The organism is Streptomyces ruber (genome assembly GCF_014648075.1).
GTDB classification, from domain to species: Bacteria; Actinomycetota; Actinomycetes; order Streptomycetales; family Streptomycetaceae; genus Streptomyces; species Streptomyces ruber.
Map to the genome: position 1 here is coordinate 490742 of NZ_BMQK01000004.1, position 16148 is coordinate 506889.

At 71.4% G+C, this 16148-nt stretch carries 11 protein-coding genes; 6 read left to right on the plus strand and 5 right to left on the minus strand.

From position 1 onward, the window contains the following. The first annotated feature begins 24 nt into the window (after nucleotides 1–24). Complete coding sequence (locus IEZ04_RS13505; RefSeq protein WP_189217025.1) at nucleotides 25–270, plus strand: hypothetical protein; 246 nt, start codon at nucleotides 25–27, stop codon at nucleotides 268–270. A 46-nt stretch (nucleotides 271–316) separates the two neighbouring features. Next, a complete protein-coding gene (gene holA / locus IEZ04_RS13510) occupies nucleotides 317–1303 on the plus strand; it encodes a DNA polymerase III subunit delta (RefSeq protein ID WP_189217026.1) in 987 nt (328 codons plus the stop codon). A 323-nt stretch (nucleotides 1304–1626) separates the two neighbouring features. On the opposite strand, the gene rpsT is transcribed toward holA, so the two are convergent. After that, entirely contained in the window at nucleotides 1627–1893 is a 267-nt protein-coding gene (rpsT, locus tag IEZ04_RS13515; protein ID WP_189217027.1) for a 30S ribosomal protein S20, read from the minus strand. A 231-nt stretch (nucleotides 1894–2124) separates the two neighbouring features. On the opposite strand from rpsT, the gene lepA reads away from it, so the two are divergent. Both lepA and IEZ04_RS13525 read left to right on the plus strand, forming a co-directional pair. Further along, on the plus strand, nucleotides 2125–3993 hold the full coding sequence (gene lepA, locus IEZ04_RS13520) for a translation elongation factor 4 (RefSeq protein WP_189217028.1): 1869 nt from the start codon (nucleotides 2125–2127) through the stop codon (nucleotides 3991–3993). Between the two features lie 322 nt (nucleotides 3994–4315). Beyond that, on the plus strand, nucleotides 4316–6193 hold the full coding sequence (locus IEZ04_RS13525) for an AMP-dependent synthetase/ligase (RefSeq protein WP_189217029.1): 1878 nt from the start codon (nucleotides 4316–4318) through the stop codon (nucleotides 6191–6193). Nucleotides 6194–6256: 63 nt separating this feature from the next. On the opposite strand, the gene IEZ04_RS13530 is transcribed toward IEZ04_RS13525, so the two are convergent. Together IEZ04_RS13530 and IEZ04_RS13535 are read right to left on the minus strand one after the other, a co-directional pair. Next, the gene (locus tag IEZ04_RS13530; RefSeq protein WP_189217030.1) at nucleotides 6257–6841 is read right to left on the minus strand and encodes a response regulator; all 585 of its coding nucleotides are present in this window, start codon (nucleotides 6839–6841) and stop codon (nucleotides 6257–6259) included. Nucleotides 6842–6851: 10 nt separating this feature from the next. Then, nucleotides 6852–10922, minus strand: a complete 4071-nt coding sequence (locus IEZ04_RS13535) for a HAMP domain-containing hybrid sensor histidine kinase/response regulator (protein ID WP_373296297.1) — start codon at nucleotides 10920–10922, stop codon at nucleotides 6852–6854. Between the two features lie 193 nt (nucleotides 10923–11115). On the opposite strand from IEZ04_RS13535, the gene IEZ04_RS13540 reads away from it, so the two are divergent. Both IEZ04_RS13540 and hemW read left to right on the plus strand, forming a co-directional pair. Beyond that, on the plus strand, nucleotides 11116–13104 hold the full coding sequence (locus IEZ04_RS13540; protein WP_189217031.1) for a SpoIIE family protein phosphatase: 1989 nt from the start codon (nucleotides 11116–11118) through the stop codon (nucleotides 13102–13104). Nucleotides 13105–13161: 57 nt separating this feature from the next. After that, nucleotides 13162–14394 carry a radical SAM family heme chaperone HemW gene (gene hemW / locus IEZ04_RS13545; RefSeq protein WP_189217032.1) on the plus strand — a complete coding sequence of 411 codons (1233 nt, stop codon included), beginning with the start codon at nucleotides 13162–13164 and terminating at the stop codon, nucleotides 14392–14394. Between the two features lie 49 nt (nucleotides 14395–14443). Here hemW and IEZ04_RS13550 read toward each other — a convergent pair whose 3' ends face one another. Continuing rightward, nucleotides 14444–15247: a DUF3097 domain-containing protein gene (locus tag IEZ04_RS13550; RefSeq protein ID WP_189217033.1), complete on the minus strand. Its 804-nt coding sequence runs from the start codon at nucleotides 15245–15247 to the stop codon at nucleotides 14444–14446. Between the two features lie 45 nt (nucleotides 15248–15292). Further along, nucleotides 15293–16030: an MBL fold metallo-hydrolase gene (locus IEZ04_RS13555; RefSeq protein ID WP_189217034.1), complete on the minus strand. Its 738-nt coding sequence runs from the start codon at nucleotides 16028–16030 to the stop codon at nucleotides 15293–15295. Nucleotides 16031–16148 lie beyond the last annotated feature (118 nt).

Below are 16148 nucleotides of genomic sequence, written 5' to 3' on the forward strand. Positions count from 1 at the left end.
CCGGGACTGTCGGACAATGTGACGGTGAGCGATGTGAGACATGTCCTGGTGCTGCCCGACCGCGATGCCGCCGAGGAGGTGGTGGAGGCCCTGGCCGACCGCTTCGGGGTGGACGAGGAGCCCCAGCTGGTACGGGACGCGCTGGCCGGGGAGGACGACGCCGAGGACGCGCAGTGGCTCGTGGTCCTCCGCGACGAGCGGGGGCGGCTCGACCCGGCCGAGCTGGACGAGTTCGCGGGGGAGTGGGAGGGATGGCGGGAGGAGCCCTGACATCGCCCGGACCGGGTTGTCAGTGGCCCGTGGGATGCTGTGGGGGATGGCCAGGAAGACTGCGAACGACGACCCCCTCGCCCCTGTCACGCTTGCCGTGGGCCAGGAGGAGCTCCTGCTCGACCGTGCCGTGCAGGAGGTGGTGGCCGCCGCGAAGGCCGCCGACGCCGACACGGACGTACGGGATCTGACCCCGGACCAGTTGCAGCCCGGCACGCTGGCCGAGCTGACGAGTCCGTCGCTCTTCGCGGAGCGCAAGGTCGTGGTCGTACGCAACGCGCAGGATCTGTCGGCCGACACGGTCAAGGACGTGAAGGCGTACCTCGGGTCGCCCGCCGAGGAGATCACTCTCGTGCTGGCGCACGCGGGCGGGGCCAAGGGGAAGGGGCTGCTGGACGCGGCGCGCAAGGCGGGCGCCCGTGAGGTGGCGTGCGCGAAGATGACGAAGCCGGCCGAGCGGCTGGGATTCGTCCGGGCGGAGTTCCGCACCCTGGGCCGGTCCGCCGCGCCCGAGGCCTGCCAGGCGCTCGTGGACGCGATCGGCAGCGATCTGCGGGAGCTCGCGTCCGCGGTGTCGCAGCTGTGCGCGGACGTCGAGGGGACGATCGACGCGGCCGTGGTCGGGCGGTACTACACCGGGCGGGCCGAGGCGTCGAGCTTCGAGGTGGCCGACCGGGCCGTCGAGGGGCGGGCCGCGGAGGCGCTGGAGGCGTTGCGCTGGTCGCTGTCGACCGGGGTCGCGCCCGTACTGATCACCAGCGCGCTGGCCCAGGGCGTGCGCGGCATCGGCAAGCTGCTCTCCGCGCGCGGCGGCCGGCCGAACGATCTGGCGCGGGAACTGGGGATGCCGCCGTGGAAGATCGACCGGGTGCGGCAGCAGATGCGCGGGTGGACGCAGGACGGGGTGGCGGTCGCCCTGCGCGCGGTCGCCGAGGCCGACGCGGGAGTGAAGGGCGGCGGGGACGACCCCGAGTACGCGCTGGAGAAGGCGGTCGTGACGATCGCGCGGGCGGCCCGGTCGCGCCGGGGCTGAGCCTGCGGCGGCCGGTGACGGCCGGTGACGGCCGGAGCCGGGCAGGCCCCGGCACCGCGCCGTGCGCCTCGGAGTGCCGTGACGAGCTCCGGAACACGCGCCAGAGCCCGAGCGCGGAACGCCGGAAGCCCCGACCCTCGTTCCGGGGAAGAACGGGGACCGGGGCTCCGGGTGAAGCTCGTGGACCCATACCCGCGTGGCGAACGCAGGCCGCGTACGGGTCCGGGGTGCCGGTCGGGAGCGGATGAGAGAGGGCCCGCTCTGGGTCCGGCCGACGGTCAAGTCAGGAGAGTCGTGAGGACGAGTCCGCGGACTCGGCCGACTCAGCCCTTGAGGGCAGAGACCTGGGCAGCCAGGGCCGACTTCTTGTTGGCAGCCTGGTTCTTGTGGATGACGCCCTTGGAGACGGCCTTGTCGAGCTTGCGCGAGGCCTCGCGCAGGGCCAGGTTCGCCTTCTCCACGTCACCCGCGGCCGTGGCCTCACGGGTCTTGCGGATCGCGGTCTTCAGAGAGGACTTGACGGCCTTGTTGCGCTGCCGGGCCTTCTCGTTGGTCTTGATCCGCTTGAGCTGGGACTTGATGTTCGCCACGAATGAGCCTTTTCAGGTTCAGGCACGGGACCGGACAGGAGCCGTGCCGATGGTTTTCCAGAAGACGTGCCTCGCGCTGAGAGGGCATGAGACACAGCCATCCACACTACCAGCGGCCCCTTGAGTGGCCCAAACCGGTCACCGGTCCGCGTCCGTGGGACCATGGAGCCTACGTGACGATCCGACCCGAGACCGCAGACACTGCGGACGCCTCAAGAATCAGGACCCTGCGTGCCCGCGATCCCCAGCCATGTGCCCGAGCCGAGCCGTACCGACCCGGCTCTGATCCGCAACTTCTGCATCATCGCGCACATCGACCACGGCAAGTCCACGCTCGCCGACCGGATGCTCCAGCTGACCGGTGTGGTCGAGCAGCGGCAGATGCGTGCTCAGTACCTCGACCGCATGGACATCGAGCGCGAGCGCGGCATCACGATCAAGTCCCAGGCGGTCCGTCTGCCCTGGGCGCCCACGGACGAGCCGGGCAAGACGCACATCCTCAACATGATCGACACCCCGGGACACGTCGACTTCACCTACGAGGTCTCGCGGTCGCTCGCCGCCTGTGAGGGGACCATCCTCCTCGTCGACGCCGCCCAGGGCATCGAGGCCCAGACCCTCGCCAACCTGTACCTGGCGATGGAGAACGACCTCACGATCATCCCGGTGCTCAACAAGATCGACCTGCCGGCCGCGCAGCCCGAGAAGTTCGCCGAGGAGCTCGCCAACCTGGTCGGGTGCGACCCCGACGACGTGCTGCGGGTGTCCGCCAAGACGGGCCTCGGGGTCGAGGCGCTGCTCGACAAGGTCGTCGCCGAGGTCCCCGCCCCGGTGGGCGTCGCCGACGCCCCCGCGCGCGCCATGATCTTCGACTCGGTGTACGACTCGTACCGGGGCGTCGTGACGTACGTCCGTGTCGTCGACGGGCAGCTCAACAAGCGCGAGCGGATCCGGATGATGTCCACCGGCGCCACGCACGAGCTGCTGGAGATCGGGACCAACTCGCCCGAGATGCTCGGCGCGGACGGCCTCGGCGTCGGTGAGGTGGGCTACCTCATCACCGGTGTGAAGGACGTCCGCCAGTCGAAGGTCGGCGACACGATCACCCAGCAGAGCAAGGGGGCCACCGAGGCGCTCGGCGGCTACAAGGACCCCAAGCCCATGGTGTTCTCCGGGCTGTACCCGCTGGACGGCTCCGACTACCCGGAGCTGCGCGACGCCCTGGACAAGCTCCAGCTCAACGACGCCGCCCTCGTCTACGAGCCGGAGACCTCCGCGGCCCTCGGCTTCGGCTTCCGCGTCGGCTTCCTCGGCCTGCTGCACCTGGACGTGATCCGGGAGCGGCTGGAGCGCGAGTTCGGCCTCGACCTGATCGCGACCGCCCCGAACGTGGTCTACCGCGTGGTCATGGAGGACGGCAGCGAGCACACGGTCACCAATCCGAGCGAGTTCCCCGAGGGCAAGATCGGGGAGGTGTACGAGCCGGTCGTGCGCGCCACGATCCTGGCGCCGAGCGAGTTCATCGGCTCGATCATGGAGCTGTGCCAGGCCCGGCGCGGCGTCATGCTCGGCATGGACTACCTCTCCGAGGACCGCGTCGAGATCCGCTACACGCTGCCGCTCGCGGAGATCGTCTTCGACTTCTTCGACCAGCTGAAGTCCAAGACCCGCGGTTACGCCTCGCTCGACTACGAACCCACCGGCGAGCAGACCTCCAGCCTCGTCAAGGTCGACATCCTGCTGCACGGCGACAAGGTGGACGCGTTCTCCGCGATCACCCACCGGGACCAGGCGTACGCCTACGGCGTCCGGCTCGTCGCCAAGCTCAAGGAGCTGATCCCGCGGCAGGCGTTCGAGGTGCCGGTCCAGGCCGCCATCGGCTCCCGCGTCATCGCCCGCGAGACCATCCGCGCCATCCGCAAGGACGTCCTCGCCAAGTGCTACGGCGGTGACATCTCCCGTAAGCGGAAGCTGCTGGAGAAGCAGAAGGAGGGCAAGAAGCGGATGAAGATGGTCGGCTCCGTGGAGGTTCCGCAGGAGGCCTTCATCGCCGTCCTCTCCAGTGACGAGGGCGGGGGCTCGGGCAAGGGCAAGAAGTAGCCGGCCTCCCGGGACGCGTACACGTGCGGGCCCGTCGCGCTTCGGCGCGGCGGGCCCGTCCGCGTGCGGGGGCGTCGTCCGCGTGCGGGGTGTCGTCCCCGCGGCCGTACCGGGTACGCCTCCGTACGAAGTGACGGCCTTCCGCCCCTTACGCACCGGCGAACGGAGCCTTACCCTGATCACCACTCGACGGTTACTCGCGAGTTAAACAGCAGCCGCCAGAAGTCAGCCGCCAGAAGTCAGCCGCCATGAGTCATATGAGTCAGCCGCACTGAATCAGCCGCATCGAGCCAGCCGCACCGTCGCGGGCCCGGAGGATGTCGTGAGCGACACACAGAATCTGATCGAGAACCGTCCGCCGTCCGTGGCGGCCCTCTTCCTGGAGCGCGTGGCGGCCACACCGGACGCGGAGGCCTACCGCTACCCCGTCCCCTCGCGGTCCGGCCGGGGCCCGGACGACTGGAAGTCGCTGAGCTGGGCGCAGGCCGCCGACCGGGTGTACGCCATCGCGGCCGGGCTGATCGAGCTGGGTGTCCGGCCCGAGGAGCGCGTCGCCCTCGCCTCCGCCACCCGTATCGAGTGGATCCTCGCCGACTTCGGCATCATGTGCGCGGGCGCGGCCACCACGACCGTCTACCCGCAGACGAACGCCGACGAAAGCGCGTACATCCTGTCCGACTCCGCGAGCCGGTTCCTGATCGCGGAGGACGCGGCCCAGCTCGCCAAGGTCCAGGAGAAGCGGGCCGAGCTGCCCGACCTCGGCCATGTGATCGTCATCGACACCGACGGCGCCGACCTCTCCGGCGACGGAGTCCTCTCGCTCGCCGAGCTGGAGCGGCGCGGCGCGGCGTACCTGACGGAGAATCCCGACCTCATCCGCAAGAGGGTCGACGCGATCACCGCCACCCAGCTGGCCACCCTCATCTACACCTCGGGCACCACGGGCCGTCCCAAGGGTGTCCGTCTCCCGCACGACAACTGGTCGTACATGGCGAAGGCGATCGCCGCGACCGGTCTGCTCGGCGAGGAGGACGTGCAGTACCTGTGGCTGCCGCTCGCGCACGTCTTCGGCAAGGTGCTCACCTCCGGTCACGTCGAGATCGGCCACATCACCGCCGTCGACGGCCGCGTCGACAAGATCATCGAGAATCTGCCGGTGGTGCAGCCGACGTACATGGCGGCCGTGCCGCGCATCTTCGAGAAGGTCTACAACGGGGTCGCGGCCAAGGCACGCGCGGGCGGCGCCGCCAAGTACAGAATCTTCCAGTGGGCCGCCGAGGTGGCCCGGGAGCACGCCAGGGTCCGGCAGGACAACTTCCGCCGCACCGGGAGCTCCTCGGTGCCGCTCGGGCTGGCCGCCCGGCACAAGGCCGCCGACGTCCTCGTCTACGCCAAGATCCGCGAGGCGTTCGGCGGGCGGCTGCGCGCCTGTGTCTCCGGGTCGGCCGCCCTCGCGCCCGACATCGGCTACTTCTTCTCCGGCGCCGGCATCCACATCCTGGAGGGCTACGGTCTGACCGAGTCCAGCGCCGCCTCCTTCGTCAACCCGGGCGAGGCGTACCGGACCGGCACGGTCGGCAAGCCGCTGCCCGGCACCGAGGTGCGCATCGCGGACGACGGGGAGGTCCTGCTGCGCGGCCCCGGCATCATGGAGGGCTACCACGGGCTGCCGGAGAAGACCGCGGAGGTGCTGGAGCCGGACGGCTGGTTCCACACCGGGGACATCGGCGAACTGTCCGTGGACGGCTACCTGCGCATCACCGACCGCAAGAAGGACCTGATCAAAACGTCGGGCGGCAAGTACATCGCCCCGGCCGAGGTGGAGGGACAGTTCAAAGCGGTCTGCCCGTACGTCTCCAACATCCTGGTCATCGGCGCCGACCGGAACTTCTGCACCGCGCTGATCACGCTGGACGAGCCCGCCGTCCTCGGCTGGGCGGAACAGCACGGTCTGAGCGGCAAGGAGTACGCCGACGTGGTGACCTCCCCGGAGGTCCAGCGGCTGGTGCAGGGGTATGTGGACCAGCTCAACGAGGGGCTGCAGCGCTGGCAGACGATCAAGAAGTTCCGGGTGCTGCCGCGTGACCTGGACGTCGAGCACGGCGAGCTGACGCCCAGCCTGAAGCTGAAGCGTCCGGTGGTCGAGCGCGAGTACCAGCACCTGATCGACGAGATGTACGCGGGAACCAGGGAAGCGTGACCGGAGAGCGTCGTACGCCGGCCGGGGGCGCCGCACACGCCACCCCCGGCCGGCGTACGACGGCTACGGCCTCCGGCCGTGCCGGAACGTGTTCACCAGCGCCTGGAGGTCACGCACCTGTGCGCGCAGCCCCGTCAGATCCAGCGGGCCGTCGGCGGCCAGCCGGTCGTCCAGGGCGGTCAGGCGGTCGCCGACCTGGGCGAGGTGCGTCTGCTCCTGCGCCAGCATCCTCTCCAGCTGCTGGTTCTTGCGGTGCAGGTCGAGGAAGACGGCGACCTTGGCCCGCAGCACCCAGGGGTCGAAGGGCTTGGTGAGGTAGTCGGCCGCCCCGGTGGCGTAGCCGCGGAAGGCGTAGCCCTCGTCGGCGTCGGTGCCCGTCAGGAAGATGATCGGGATGTCCTTGGTCTGATCGAGCCGCTTGATGTTGGCGGCTGTCTCGAAGCCGTCCATGCCCGGCATCCGGATGTCCAGGAGGACCACGGCGAAGCGCCGGCGCAGCAGCGCCTTCATCGCCTCCTCGCCCGAACGCGCCCGGACCAGCGGCTCGTTGAGGGAGCGCAGCACGGCCTCCAGGGCGATCAGGTTGTCCTCCATGTCGTCCACCAGGAGGATGCCGGCCCGCTCGCCGGCCGTTGTCTCAGTGCTCATGCTGACTGCCTCACTCAGTCGCCGGCGGAGTCGCCGTCTGCTCCGGCGTGCCCGTCCCGGGGACCGCTCCGGCGCAGTCGTCCGGCTCGCCGCCGTCCTCGCCCTCCGGGTCCAGGAGCGCGCAGACGACCGTGAGCAGCTGATCGACGTCCACTGGTTTCGGTACGTAGTCGTTGGCGCCCCGCGCTATCGACTTCTCGCGGTCGCCCGGCATGGCCTTCGCGGTCAGCGCGACGATGGGCAGGTCCGCCCAGCGCGGGGTGCGGCGGATGACGGCGATCGTCTCGTAGCCGTCCATCTCCGGCATCATGATGTCCATCAGGATGATCTCGACGTCCGGGGTGCGCTCCAGGGTCTCGATGCCCTCGCGGCCGTTCTCCGCGTACAGGACGGGCATGCCGACGCGGCCCAGCACATGGGTGAGCGCGAAGACGTTGCGGATGTCGTCGTCGACGATGAGCACCCGCCGGCCCGGCAGCACCCGGCCCGCGCGGCCCGTCTTCCAGGCCTCCAGCTTGGTGGGCGTCGGCCAGCTCTCGTCCGTCTCGTGCCCGGTGTACGGCTCGGCCGAGAGCTGCTCGGGCAGGGGGTTGCCCCGCTCGAAGGAGGCCGCCCCGGCGACCGTGTGCCCGGGGCTGACGACCGGGACGTACAGAGTGAACGTGGAGCCCACGCCGGGCACGCTCTCGGGGACGATGCGGCCCCCCAGCAGGTTGGCGATCTCCCGGCTGATGGAGAGCCCGAGCCCGGTGCCGCCGTACTTGCGGTTCGTCGTGCCGTCGGCCTGCTGGAACGCCTCGAAGATGACGGGGAGCTTCTCGGGCGCGATGCCGATGCCGGTGTCGGAGACCGCGAAGGCGATGACCTCGTCGGCGTCGTCGCGGGTGTACTCGTTGTCCGGGTCCTCGATACGGCTGACGCTCAGCTCGACCCGGCCGGCCGCGGTGAACTTGATCGCGTTGGACAGGAGGTTGCGCAGGATCTGCTGGAGGCGCTGCTCGTCCGAGTACATCTCGCGCGGCACGTCCTCGCCGACCGACACCTCGAAGGCGAGCCCGCGGTCGGCGGTGAGCGGACGGAAGGTGGCGTGCACGTAGTCGAGCAGCTTGATCAGCGGCAGCCGCTTCGGCCGTACGTCCATCCGGCCCGCCTCGATCTTCGACAGGTCGAGGATGTCGTTGATCAGCTGGAGCAGGTCCGAGCCCGAGCGGTGGATCGTGGACGCGAACTGCACCTCCTGGTCGGAGAGGTTGCCGTCGGGGTTGTCGGAGAGCAGCCGGGCGAGGATGAGCAGCGAGTTCAGCGGGGTGCGCAGCTCGTGCGACATGTTCGCCAGGAACTCGGACTTGTACTGGGAGGAGGTCGCCAGCAGGGCGGCCTTCTCCTCCAGTTCGGCGTTGGAGCGCTGGAGCTCGCCCTGCTGCTTCTGGAGCTCGTCCGACCGCTCCTGGAGCTGCATGGCCAGCCGCTGCGACTCGCCGAGGAGCGACTCCGTACGGGAGTTGGCGATGATCGTGTTGATGGCGACGCCGATCGTGTTCACGAACTGGTCGAAGAACGCCAGGTGCACATCCGAGAAGCGTGAGAACGAGGCGAGTTCGATCACGCCGAGGAGCTTGTCCTCGAAGGGGATGGGGATGATGACGATCGTGGTCGGAGCGGCCTCGCCGAGCCCACTGTTGATCTTGATGTAGTCGGGCGGGGCCTCCTCCACCAGGATCCGCTTCCGTTCCCGGGCGGCCTGCGCCACCAGCCCGTGCACCGGCAGCCCGCCGGTCTCCACGGTCGCGCCCTGCGCCGCGCCGTACCCGGCGATGAAGGCGAGCCCCTTGTGCGGCGGGGTGGTGCGCAGCGCGGCGCGGTCCGTCTCCGGGTCCGCCAGGTAGAAGGCGCCGTACTGGGCGTTCACCAGCGGTGTCAGCTCCCGCAGCAGCAGGTCGGCGACCTCCATCAGGTCCCGGTGGCCCTGCATCAAGGACGCGAGCCGGGCCAGGTTGGACTCCAGCCAGTCCTTCGCCCGGGTGGTCTCGCGCAGGTTGGACACCATCAGGTTGATGTTGTCCTTCAGTTCGGAGACCTCGCCGCGGGTGTCCACCGTGATCGACCGGGACATGTCGCCCTGGGCCACGGCCGAGGCCACCTCGGCGATGGCGCGGACCTGGGTGGTCAGGTTCGACGCCAGCTCGTTCACGCTCGTCGTCAGGCGCTTCCAGGTCCCGTACACGCCCTCGACCCGCGCCTGCCCGCCGAGCTGCCCCTCCGAGCCCACCTCCCGGGCGACGCGCGTGACCTCGGAGGAGAACGAGGACAGGGTGTCCACCATCGTGTTGATGGTCGTCTTCAGCTCCAGGATCTCGCCGCGCGCGTCCACGTCGATCTTCTTGGAGAGGTCGCCCTGGGCCACCGCGGTGGCGACCTGGGCGATGTTGCGCACCTGTGAGGTGAGGTTGTCGGCCATGTAGTCGACGTTGTCGGTCAGGTCCCGCCACACCCCGGACACGCCCTGCACCTGGGCGCGGCCGCCGAGACGCCCGTCGGTGCCGACCTCGCGCGCCACCCTCGTCACCTCGTCGGCGAAGGCGCGCAGCTGCTCCACCATCGTGTTGACGGTGTCCTTCAGTTCGAGGATCTCGCCCCGCGCGTCGACCGTGATCTTCTTGGACAGGTCACCGTTCGCGACGGCCGTGGTCACCAGGGCGATGTTGCGCACCTGTGAGGTGAGGTTGTCGGCCATGAAGTTGACGTTGTCGGTGAGGTCCTTCCAGACGCCGGAGACGCCGCGGACCTCGGCGCGGCCGCCGAGGTTGCCCTCGGTGCCGACCTCGCGGGCGACGCGGGTGACCTCGTCGGCGAAGGCGGAGAGCTGGTCCACCATCGTGTTGATGGTCGACTTCAGCTCCAGGATCTCGCCCTTCGCCTCGACCGTGATCTTCTTGCCGAGATCGCCCTGGGCGACCGCCGTCGACACGAGCGCGATGTTGCGCACCTGTGAGGTGAGGTTGTCGGCCATGAAGTTGACGTTGTCGGTGAGGTCCTTCCAGACGCCGGAGACGCCGCGCACCTGGGCGCGGCCGCCGAGGTTGCCCTCGGTGCCGACCTCGCGGGCGACGCGGGTGACCTCGTCGGCGAAGGCGGAGAGCTGGTCCACCATCGTGTTGATCGTGGACTTCAGCTCCAGGATCTCGCCCTGCGCGTCCACCGTGATCTTCTGGCTGAGGTCGCCGTTGGCCACGGCCGTGGTGACCTGGGCGATGTTGCGGACCTGCGAGGTCAGGTTGGACGCCATGAAGTTGACGTTGTCGGTGAGGTCCTTCCAGACGCCGGAGACGCCGCGGACCATGGCCCGGCCGCCGAGGTTGCCCTCGGTGCCGACCTCGCGGGCGACGCGGGTGACCTCGTCGGCGAAGGCGGAGAGCTGGTCCACCATCGTGTTCACGGTCAGCTTCAGTTCCAGCAGCTCACCGGTGGCCTCGACGGTCACCGTACGGGTCAGGTCGCCGCGCGCCACCGCCGTGGTCACCAGGGCGATGTCCCGCACCTGTGCGGTCAGCCGGGCGGCCATCGTGTTGACCGCCTCGGTCACGTCCCGCCAACTCCCGGACAGACCCTGCGCCTTGGCGCGCCCGCCGAGCCGCCCCTCGGTGCCCACCTCCCGCGCCACCCGGGTCACCTCGCCCGTGAACAGCGACAGTTGGTCGACCATCTTGTTCACCGCCCGGCCCAGCCGGCGCAGATCACCCCGCAGCTGCCGGTTGCCGTCGTGCAGGTCGACCCGCTGGGTGAGGTCACCGCCGGCCACCGCGTCCAGCACGCGCGTGGCGTTCGCCGCCGGGGCCACCAGGGCGTCCAGGAGGTGGTTGACGTCGTCGACCCGGGACGCCCAGGCCCCCTGGCCCGGGCTCGCCGACAGCCGCTCGTCGAGCCGCCCGTACCGCACCAACTCCCGCCGGACGCGCTGCACTTCGTCGGTGAAGTGGGTGCTGCGGTCCATGATCTGATTGAAGACGGCCGTCAGCTCGGCCGGCAGCCCCCGCCCCGTGTCGGGGGCCTTCCGGTAGTCGCCGTCCCGAGCGGCGATCATGGCCGCGAGCAAAGGGCGCAGATCGGATGCCCGAATCCATTCGTCTTTCTGACCGTCTTCGAGCACGCGCATAGCAGTGTTCTCACTCATGGTGGCCCACTTCGGTTACTCGGCGCATATGGGCCTGGCCAGTCTGTCACTCTGTCAGTGCCACCCGAGGCTTATTCGTCCGAACTGCTCAGGGAGCCGTACAGTGGGGGCCATTCCGACGCAACGGGACATCACGTCCCGTGCTCCTGATACGCCTGCGCAGCAGGATGTGGACACGCGCGCGGAAGCACATGTGCTGCTCTCCGGCGGTCCGCTGGCGGCCGGTGTCGCGCGCCGCTTCGTCCGTGCGGGCATGGCCGAATGGGCCCGGCTGGCCCTCCCCGGCGCCGAGTCCCTCGGCGAGAGCCTTCTGTACGACGCCCTCATCGTGACCAGCGAACTCGTCACCAACGCCGTCGTCCACGCCGGTACGGACGTCGAGCTGCTGTGCCGCCTGGAGCCCGCCGGACACTCCGCCGGGGCGCCCGCGGGTACCGGCGGCGCCGGCGGCATAGTCATCGAGGTGTCCGACCACCACCCCGCGCGCCCCCTGCGGGACGAGGCCGCCCACCCTCCGTACCCGGTCGCCCGCCCGTACGGTCTGGACCGCCCCCACGGCGGGGCGGAGTACGGGCGCGGCCTGCGGCTGGTGGCCGCGCTCTCCGACGCCTGGGGCATCACCTACCGCACCGGCGTGAAGACCGTCTGGGCGCGGCTGCCCGTCGACCGGACCCCGACCGCCGAGCAGGGCGCCGAGGCGTACGACGACGCCCGGCCCGACCACGGCGAGGGCGGCACCGAGCAGCCCGCCCCCTGGCCGGGGCGGAACGTGGAGCGGGACCAGGGGTGGCTCAACCACGGCGCCCTGTCCTTCCTGGCGGAGGCCTCCGACCTGCTGGCCGGACAGCTCGACGAGGACCTGGTCGCCGCGCTCGCCGGGCAGCTGCTCGTGCCGAGGCTCGCCGACTGGTGCGCGGTGTGGCTGGAGGACGAGGGCATGGGCTGGCGCGGCACCGAGGGGATCAGCGTCACCGGCCCCCGCCTCGCCCGGGTCTGGCACGTCAGCGAGAACCGCATCGAGGAGCTGCGCCGCGCCCTGGAGAAGGACCCGCCCCGGCTGCCGGACTCGGTGCGCTCGCGCGCGGTGCCCGTGCCCTGGCCGGCCGACGCCCTGAGCGAGCGGGACGCCACCGGGGCCGCGTTCGCCTACCGGCTGATCGCGGGCGGCCGGCCGCTGGGCACGCTGGTCATCGGACGGGCCGGGATCGACGTGTTCCCCGACGAGGTCACGGGGCTGGTCGAGGACCTCAGCCGCCGGGTGGCCCTCGCGATCGGAGCCGCCCGGCAGTACGCGCGCCAGGCCACCATCAGCCGGGTGCTCCAGCGCGGGCTGCTGCCCGGAGCGGTCGCCGAGATCCCCGGGATGCGCAGCGCGCTCGTCTACGAACCGTGCGACCAGGGCGGACCCAGCGGCGACTTCTACGACCTGTTCCCGGCGGGCGACGGACGCTGGTGCTTCGCCCTCGGCGACGTCCAGGGCAAGGGGCCCGAGGCCGCCGTCGTCATCGGGCTGGCCCGGCCCTGGCTGCGGCTGCTCGCACGCGAGGGCTACCAGGTCGGGGAGACCCTGGACCGCCTCAACCAGCTGCTCCTCGACGACGCGACCGAGGCGGCGGACGCGGCCGCGCGGGCCCTGGTGAAGGCCGGCGGCACCGGGCTGGAGACCGACGAGGGCCCGCAGAACCGCTTTCTCTCCCTCCTGTACGGGGAGCTGGTGCCCTTCGGCGGCGGCGTCCGCTGCACCCTCGCCTCCGCGGGCCATCCCCTGCCGCTGCTCCTCCACCCCGACGGCGGCGTGCGCATCGCCGCGGAGCCGCAGACCCTGCTCGGCGTGATCGAGGACAACGCCTACACCTCGGAGACCTTCGAGCTGCACCCCGGCGACATCCTGCTGGGCGTGACCGACGGGGTGACCGAGCGGCGCTCGGGTCCCGACATGTTCGACGACGGGGACGGACTCGCGGCGGCCCTGTCCGGCTGCGCCGGGCTGTGCGCGGACCTCGTCGCCGAGCGGATCAGGAGGCTGGTGCACGAGTTCGGCGAGGGCCCGCCGGACGACGACATGGCGCTGCTGGTGCTCCAGGCGGAGTGACGCGAGTGACGCGGACGAGGACACGCGCGCGGGCGCGGGTACGGGACAATGGAACGCATGCCTTCCGCACTTCCCGACGGTGAACCCGTCCCCGACGACGGGTCGCTGCCCGCGCACGCCCTCGCGGGCGCCGCCGACCGCCCCCTCGGGTTCTACCTGCACGTCCCGTACTGCGCGACCCGCTGCGGCTACTGCGACTTCAACACCTACACGGCCACCGAGCTGCGCGGCACCGGCGGCGTCCTCGCCTCCCGGGACAACTACGCGGAGACCCTGGTCGAGGAGGTCCGGCTGGCCCGCAAGGTCCTCGGCGACGACCCGCGCCCCGTGCGCACGGTCTTCGTCGGCGGCGGCACGCCCACCCTGCTCGCCGCGGACGATCTCGTACGGATGCTGGCGGCGGTCCGGGACGAGTTCGGGCTCGCGGACGACGCCGAGGTGACCACGGAGGCGAACCCCGAGTCGGTGGACCCGGCGTACCTCACAGCCCTGCGCGAGGGCGGCTTCAACCGGATCTCGTTCGGCATGCAGAGCGCCCGCCCCCACGTCCTCCAGGTCCTCGACCGCACCCACACCCCCGGCCGCCCAGAGGCCTGCGTCGCGGAGGCGCGCGCGGCCGGCTTCGAGCACGTCAACCTCGACCTCATCTACGGCACCCCGGGCGAGTCGGACGACGACTGGCGGGCCTCGCTGGACGCCGCGATCGGGGCGGGCCCCGACCACGTGTCGGCGTACGCGCTGATCGTCGAGGAGGGCACCCAGCTCGCCCGCCGCATCCGCCGCGGCGAGGTCCCGATGACCGACGACGACGTGCACGCGGACCGCTACCTGATCGCCGACGAGAGGCTGGCCGCGGCGGGCTTCCACTGGTACGAGGTCTCCAACTGGGCCACCACCGAGGCGGGCCGCTGCCTCCACAACGAGCTGTACTGGCGCGGCGCCGACTGGTGGGGCGCGGGCCCCGGCGCGCACAGCCACGTCGGCGGGGTGCGCTGGTGGAACGTGAAGCACCCCGGCGCGTACGCGGCGGCGCTCGCGGCCGGACGGTCGCCGGGGGCGGGCCGCGAGCTGCTGACCGACGAGGACCGCCGGGTGGAGCGCATCCTGCTGGAGCTGCGGCTGCGGGACGGCTGCCCGCTGTCGCTGCTGCACGAGGAGGGGCTGACCGCGTCCCGGAAGGCCCTCGGAAGCGGGCTGCTGGAGCCGGGGCCGTACGAGGACGGACGGGCCGTGCTGACCCTGCGGGGGCGGCTGCTGGCGGACGCGGTGGTCAGGGACCTGGTGGACTGACCCGTCCGACGGACCCGGCCGTCACGCCGGGGCCGTCACTCCGAGACTGTCACTCCGGGGCCGTGACGAAATCGATCAGTTCTTCGACGCGGCCCAGGAGCTGCGGCTCCAGGTCCTTGTACGACCGCACCCGCGACAGGATGTGCTGCCAGGCGGCCCCCGTGTTCTCCGGCCAGCCCAGCGCCCGGCACACGCCCGTCTTCCAGTCCTGCCCGCGCGGTACGCGCGGCCAGGCGTCGATGCCCAGGGACGACGGCTTCACCGCCTCCCAGACGTCGATGTACGGGTGGCCCACCACGAGGGCGTGCTCGCTGGTGACCGACTCGGCGATGCGCCACTCCTTGCTGCCGGGGACCAGGTGGTCGACCAGCACGCCGAGGCGCGCGTCCGGGCCGGGCGCGAACTCCTCGACGACCGACGGCAGATCGTCGACGCCCTCCAGGTACTCGACCACCACGCCCTCGACGCGCAGGTCGTCGCCCCACACCTTCTCGACCAGCTCGGCGTCGTGGCGGCCCTCCACGTAGATGCGCCCGGCACGGGCCACGCGCGCGCGGGCGCCCGGGACGGCGACCGAGCCGGACGCCGTGCGCGAGGGGCGGACCGGCGCGGCGGCGGGGCGCACGAGGGTCACCACCCGCCCTTCCAGCAGGAACCCGCGCGGTTCCAGCGGGAACACCCGGTGCTTGCCGAAACGGTCCTCCAGCGTGACCGTCCCCGCCTCGCAGCGGATCACCGCACCACAGAAACCGGTCCCGGGCTCCTCGACCACGAGTCCCGGTTCCGCCGGCACCTCGGGCACGGGGCGGGACTTCTTCCACGGCGGGGTCAGGTCGGCGGAGTACTGGCGCATTCGAGTGACGATAGGAGAAATGCGCGCCCAGTGGTGCCCTACCGGCTAAGACACGCCGAAGCGCCTCGCCAGCGCGTCCCGCTGGGCCCGGACGAACGCCGCGTCCACCACCGCCCCGTGCCCCGGCACGTAGCGCGCGTCCTCCCCGCCCAGCGCGAGCAGCCGGTCCAGCGCGGCCGGCCAGCGCGCGGGGACGGCGTCGGGGCCCGCCTGCGGTTCGCCGGACTCCTCCACCAGGTCCCCGCAGAACACGGTGTCCGGGGTGCCGGGCGGGCCGGTGACCAGCACCGCCAGATCATGCGCCGTGTGGCCCGGCCCCACGTCGGCGAGCAGTGCCCGCACCCCGCCGCCCAGGTCCAGCGCCAGCTCCCCGGAGACCAGCCGGCCGGGACGGACGAGGCGGTCCGCGGCCGCGGCCGCCACGCGCGCGTCCAGCCCGTTGCGCACGGCGTCGGCGCGCAGTTCCCCGGCCTCGCAGGCGAGGACCGTGTCCAGGCCCGCGGCGCCGAGCACCTCGGCATCGGGAAAGGCCGCCGCACCGAAGACATGGTCGAAGTGGGGATGGGTCAGCGCGAGATACGTCACACGACGGTCACCGCCCAGCAGTTCCCGCGCCGCCTCGCGCAACCGCGCGCCCTCCCGCGGACTCGACCCCGCGTCGATCAGAAGGGCACGGCCGTCCCCGGCCGCCAGCCCGGCCGTGCAGTCCCAGACCGGGAGCCGGCACCGCCCCACGTGCGGGGCGAGCTCCTCCCATCCCACGTCTTCCCAGGCGACTGTCATGCGCCGACGCTAGCGGCAGCGGAATCCGCTGGTACGACATGGCAGGACACGTCGGTACACGTCGGCACGACATCGCGCGGCCGCCCTTGCCGGGGTCGTACCCGACCGCCGTACACTG

Coding starts and splice junctions, on each gene's coding strand:
- holA (WP_189217026.1), top strand. CDS start 317: ATGGCCAGGAAGACTGCGAACGACGACCCCCTCGCCCCTGTCACGCTT.
- IEZ04_RS13550 (WP_189217033.1), bottom strand. CDS start 15,247: ATGCGCCAGTACTCCGCCGACCTGACCCCGCCGTGGAAGAAGTCCCGC.
- hemW (WP_189217032.1), top strand. CDS start 13,162: ATGCCTTCCGCACTTCCCGACGGTGAACCCGTCCCCGACGACGGGTCG.
- IEZ04_RS13555 (WP_189217034.1), bottom strand. CDS start 16,030: ATGACAGTCGCCTGGGAAGACGTGGGATGGGAGGAGCTCGCCCCGCAC.
- IEZ04_RS13530 (WP_189217030.1), bottom strand. CDS start 6,841: ATGAGCACTGAGACAACGGCCGGCGAGCGGGCCGGCATCCTCCTGGTG.
- IEZ04_RS13535 (WP_373296297.1), bottom strand. CDS start 10,922: ATGATCGCCGCTCGGGACGGCGACTACCGGAAGGCCCCCGACACGGGG.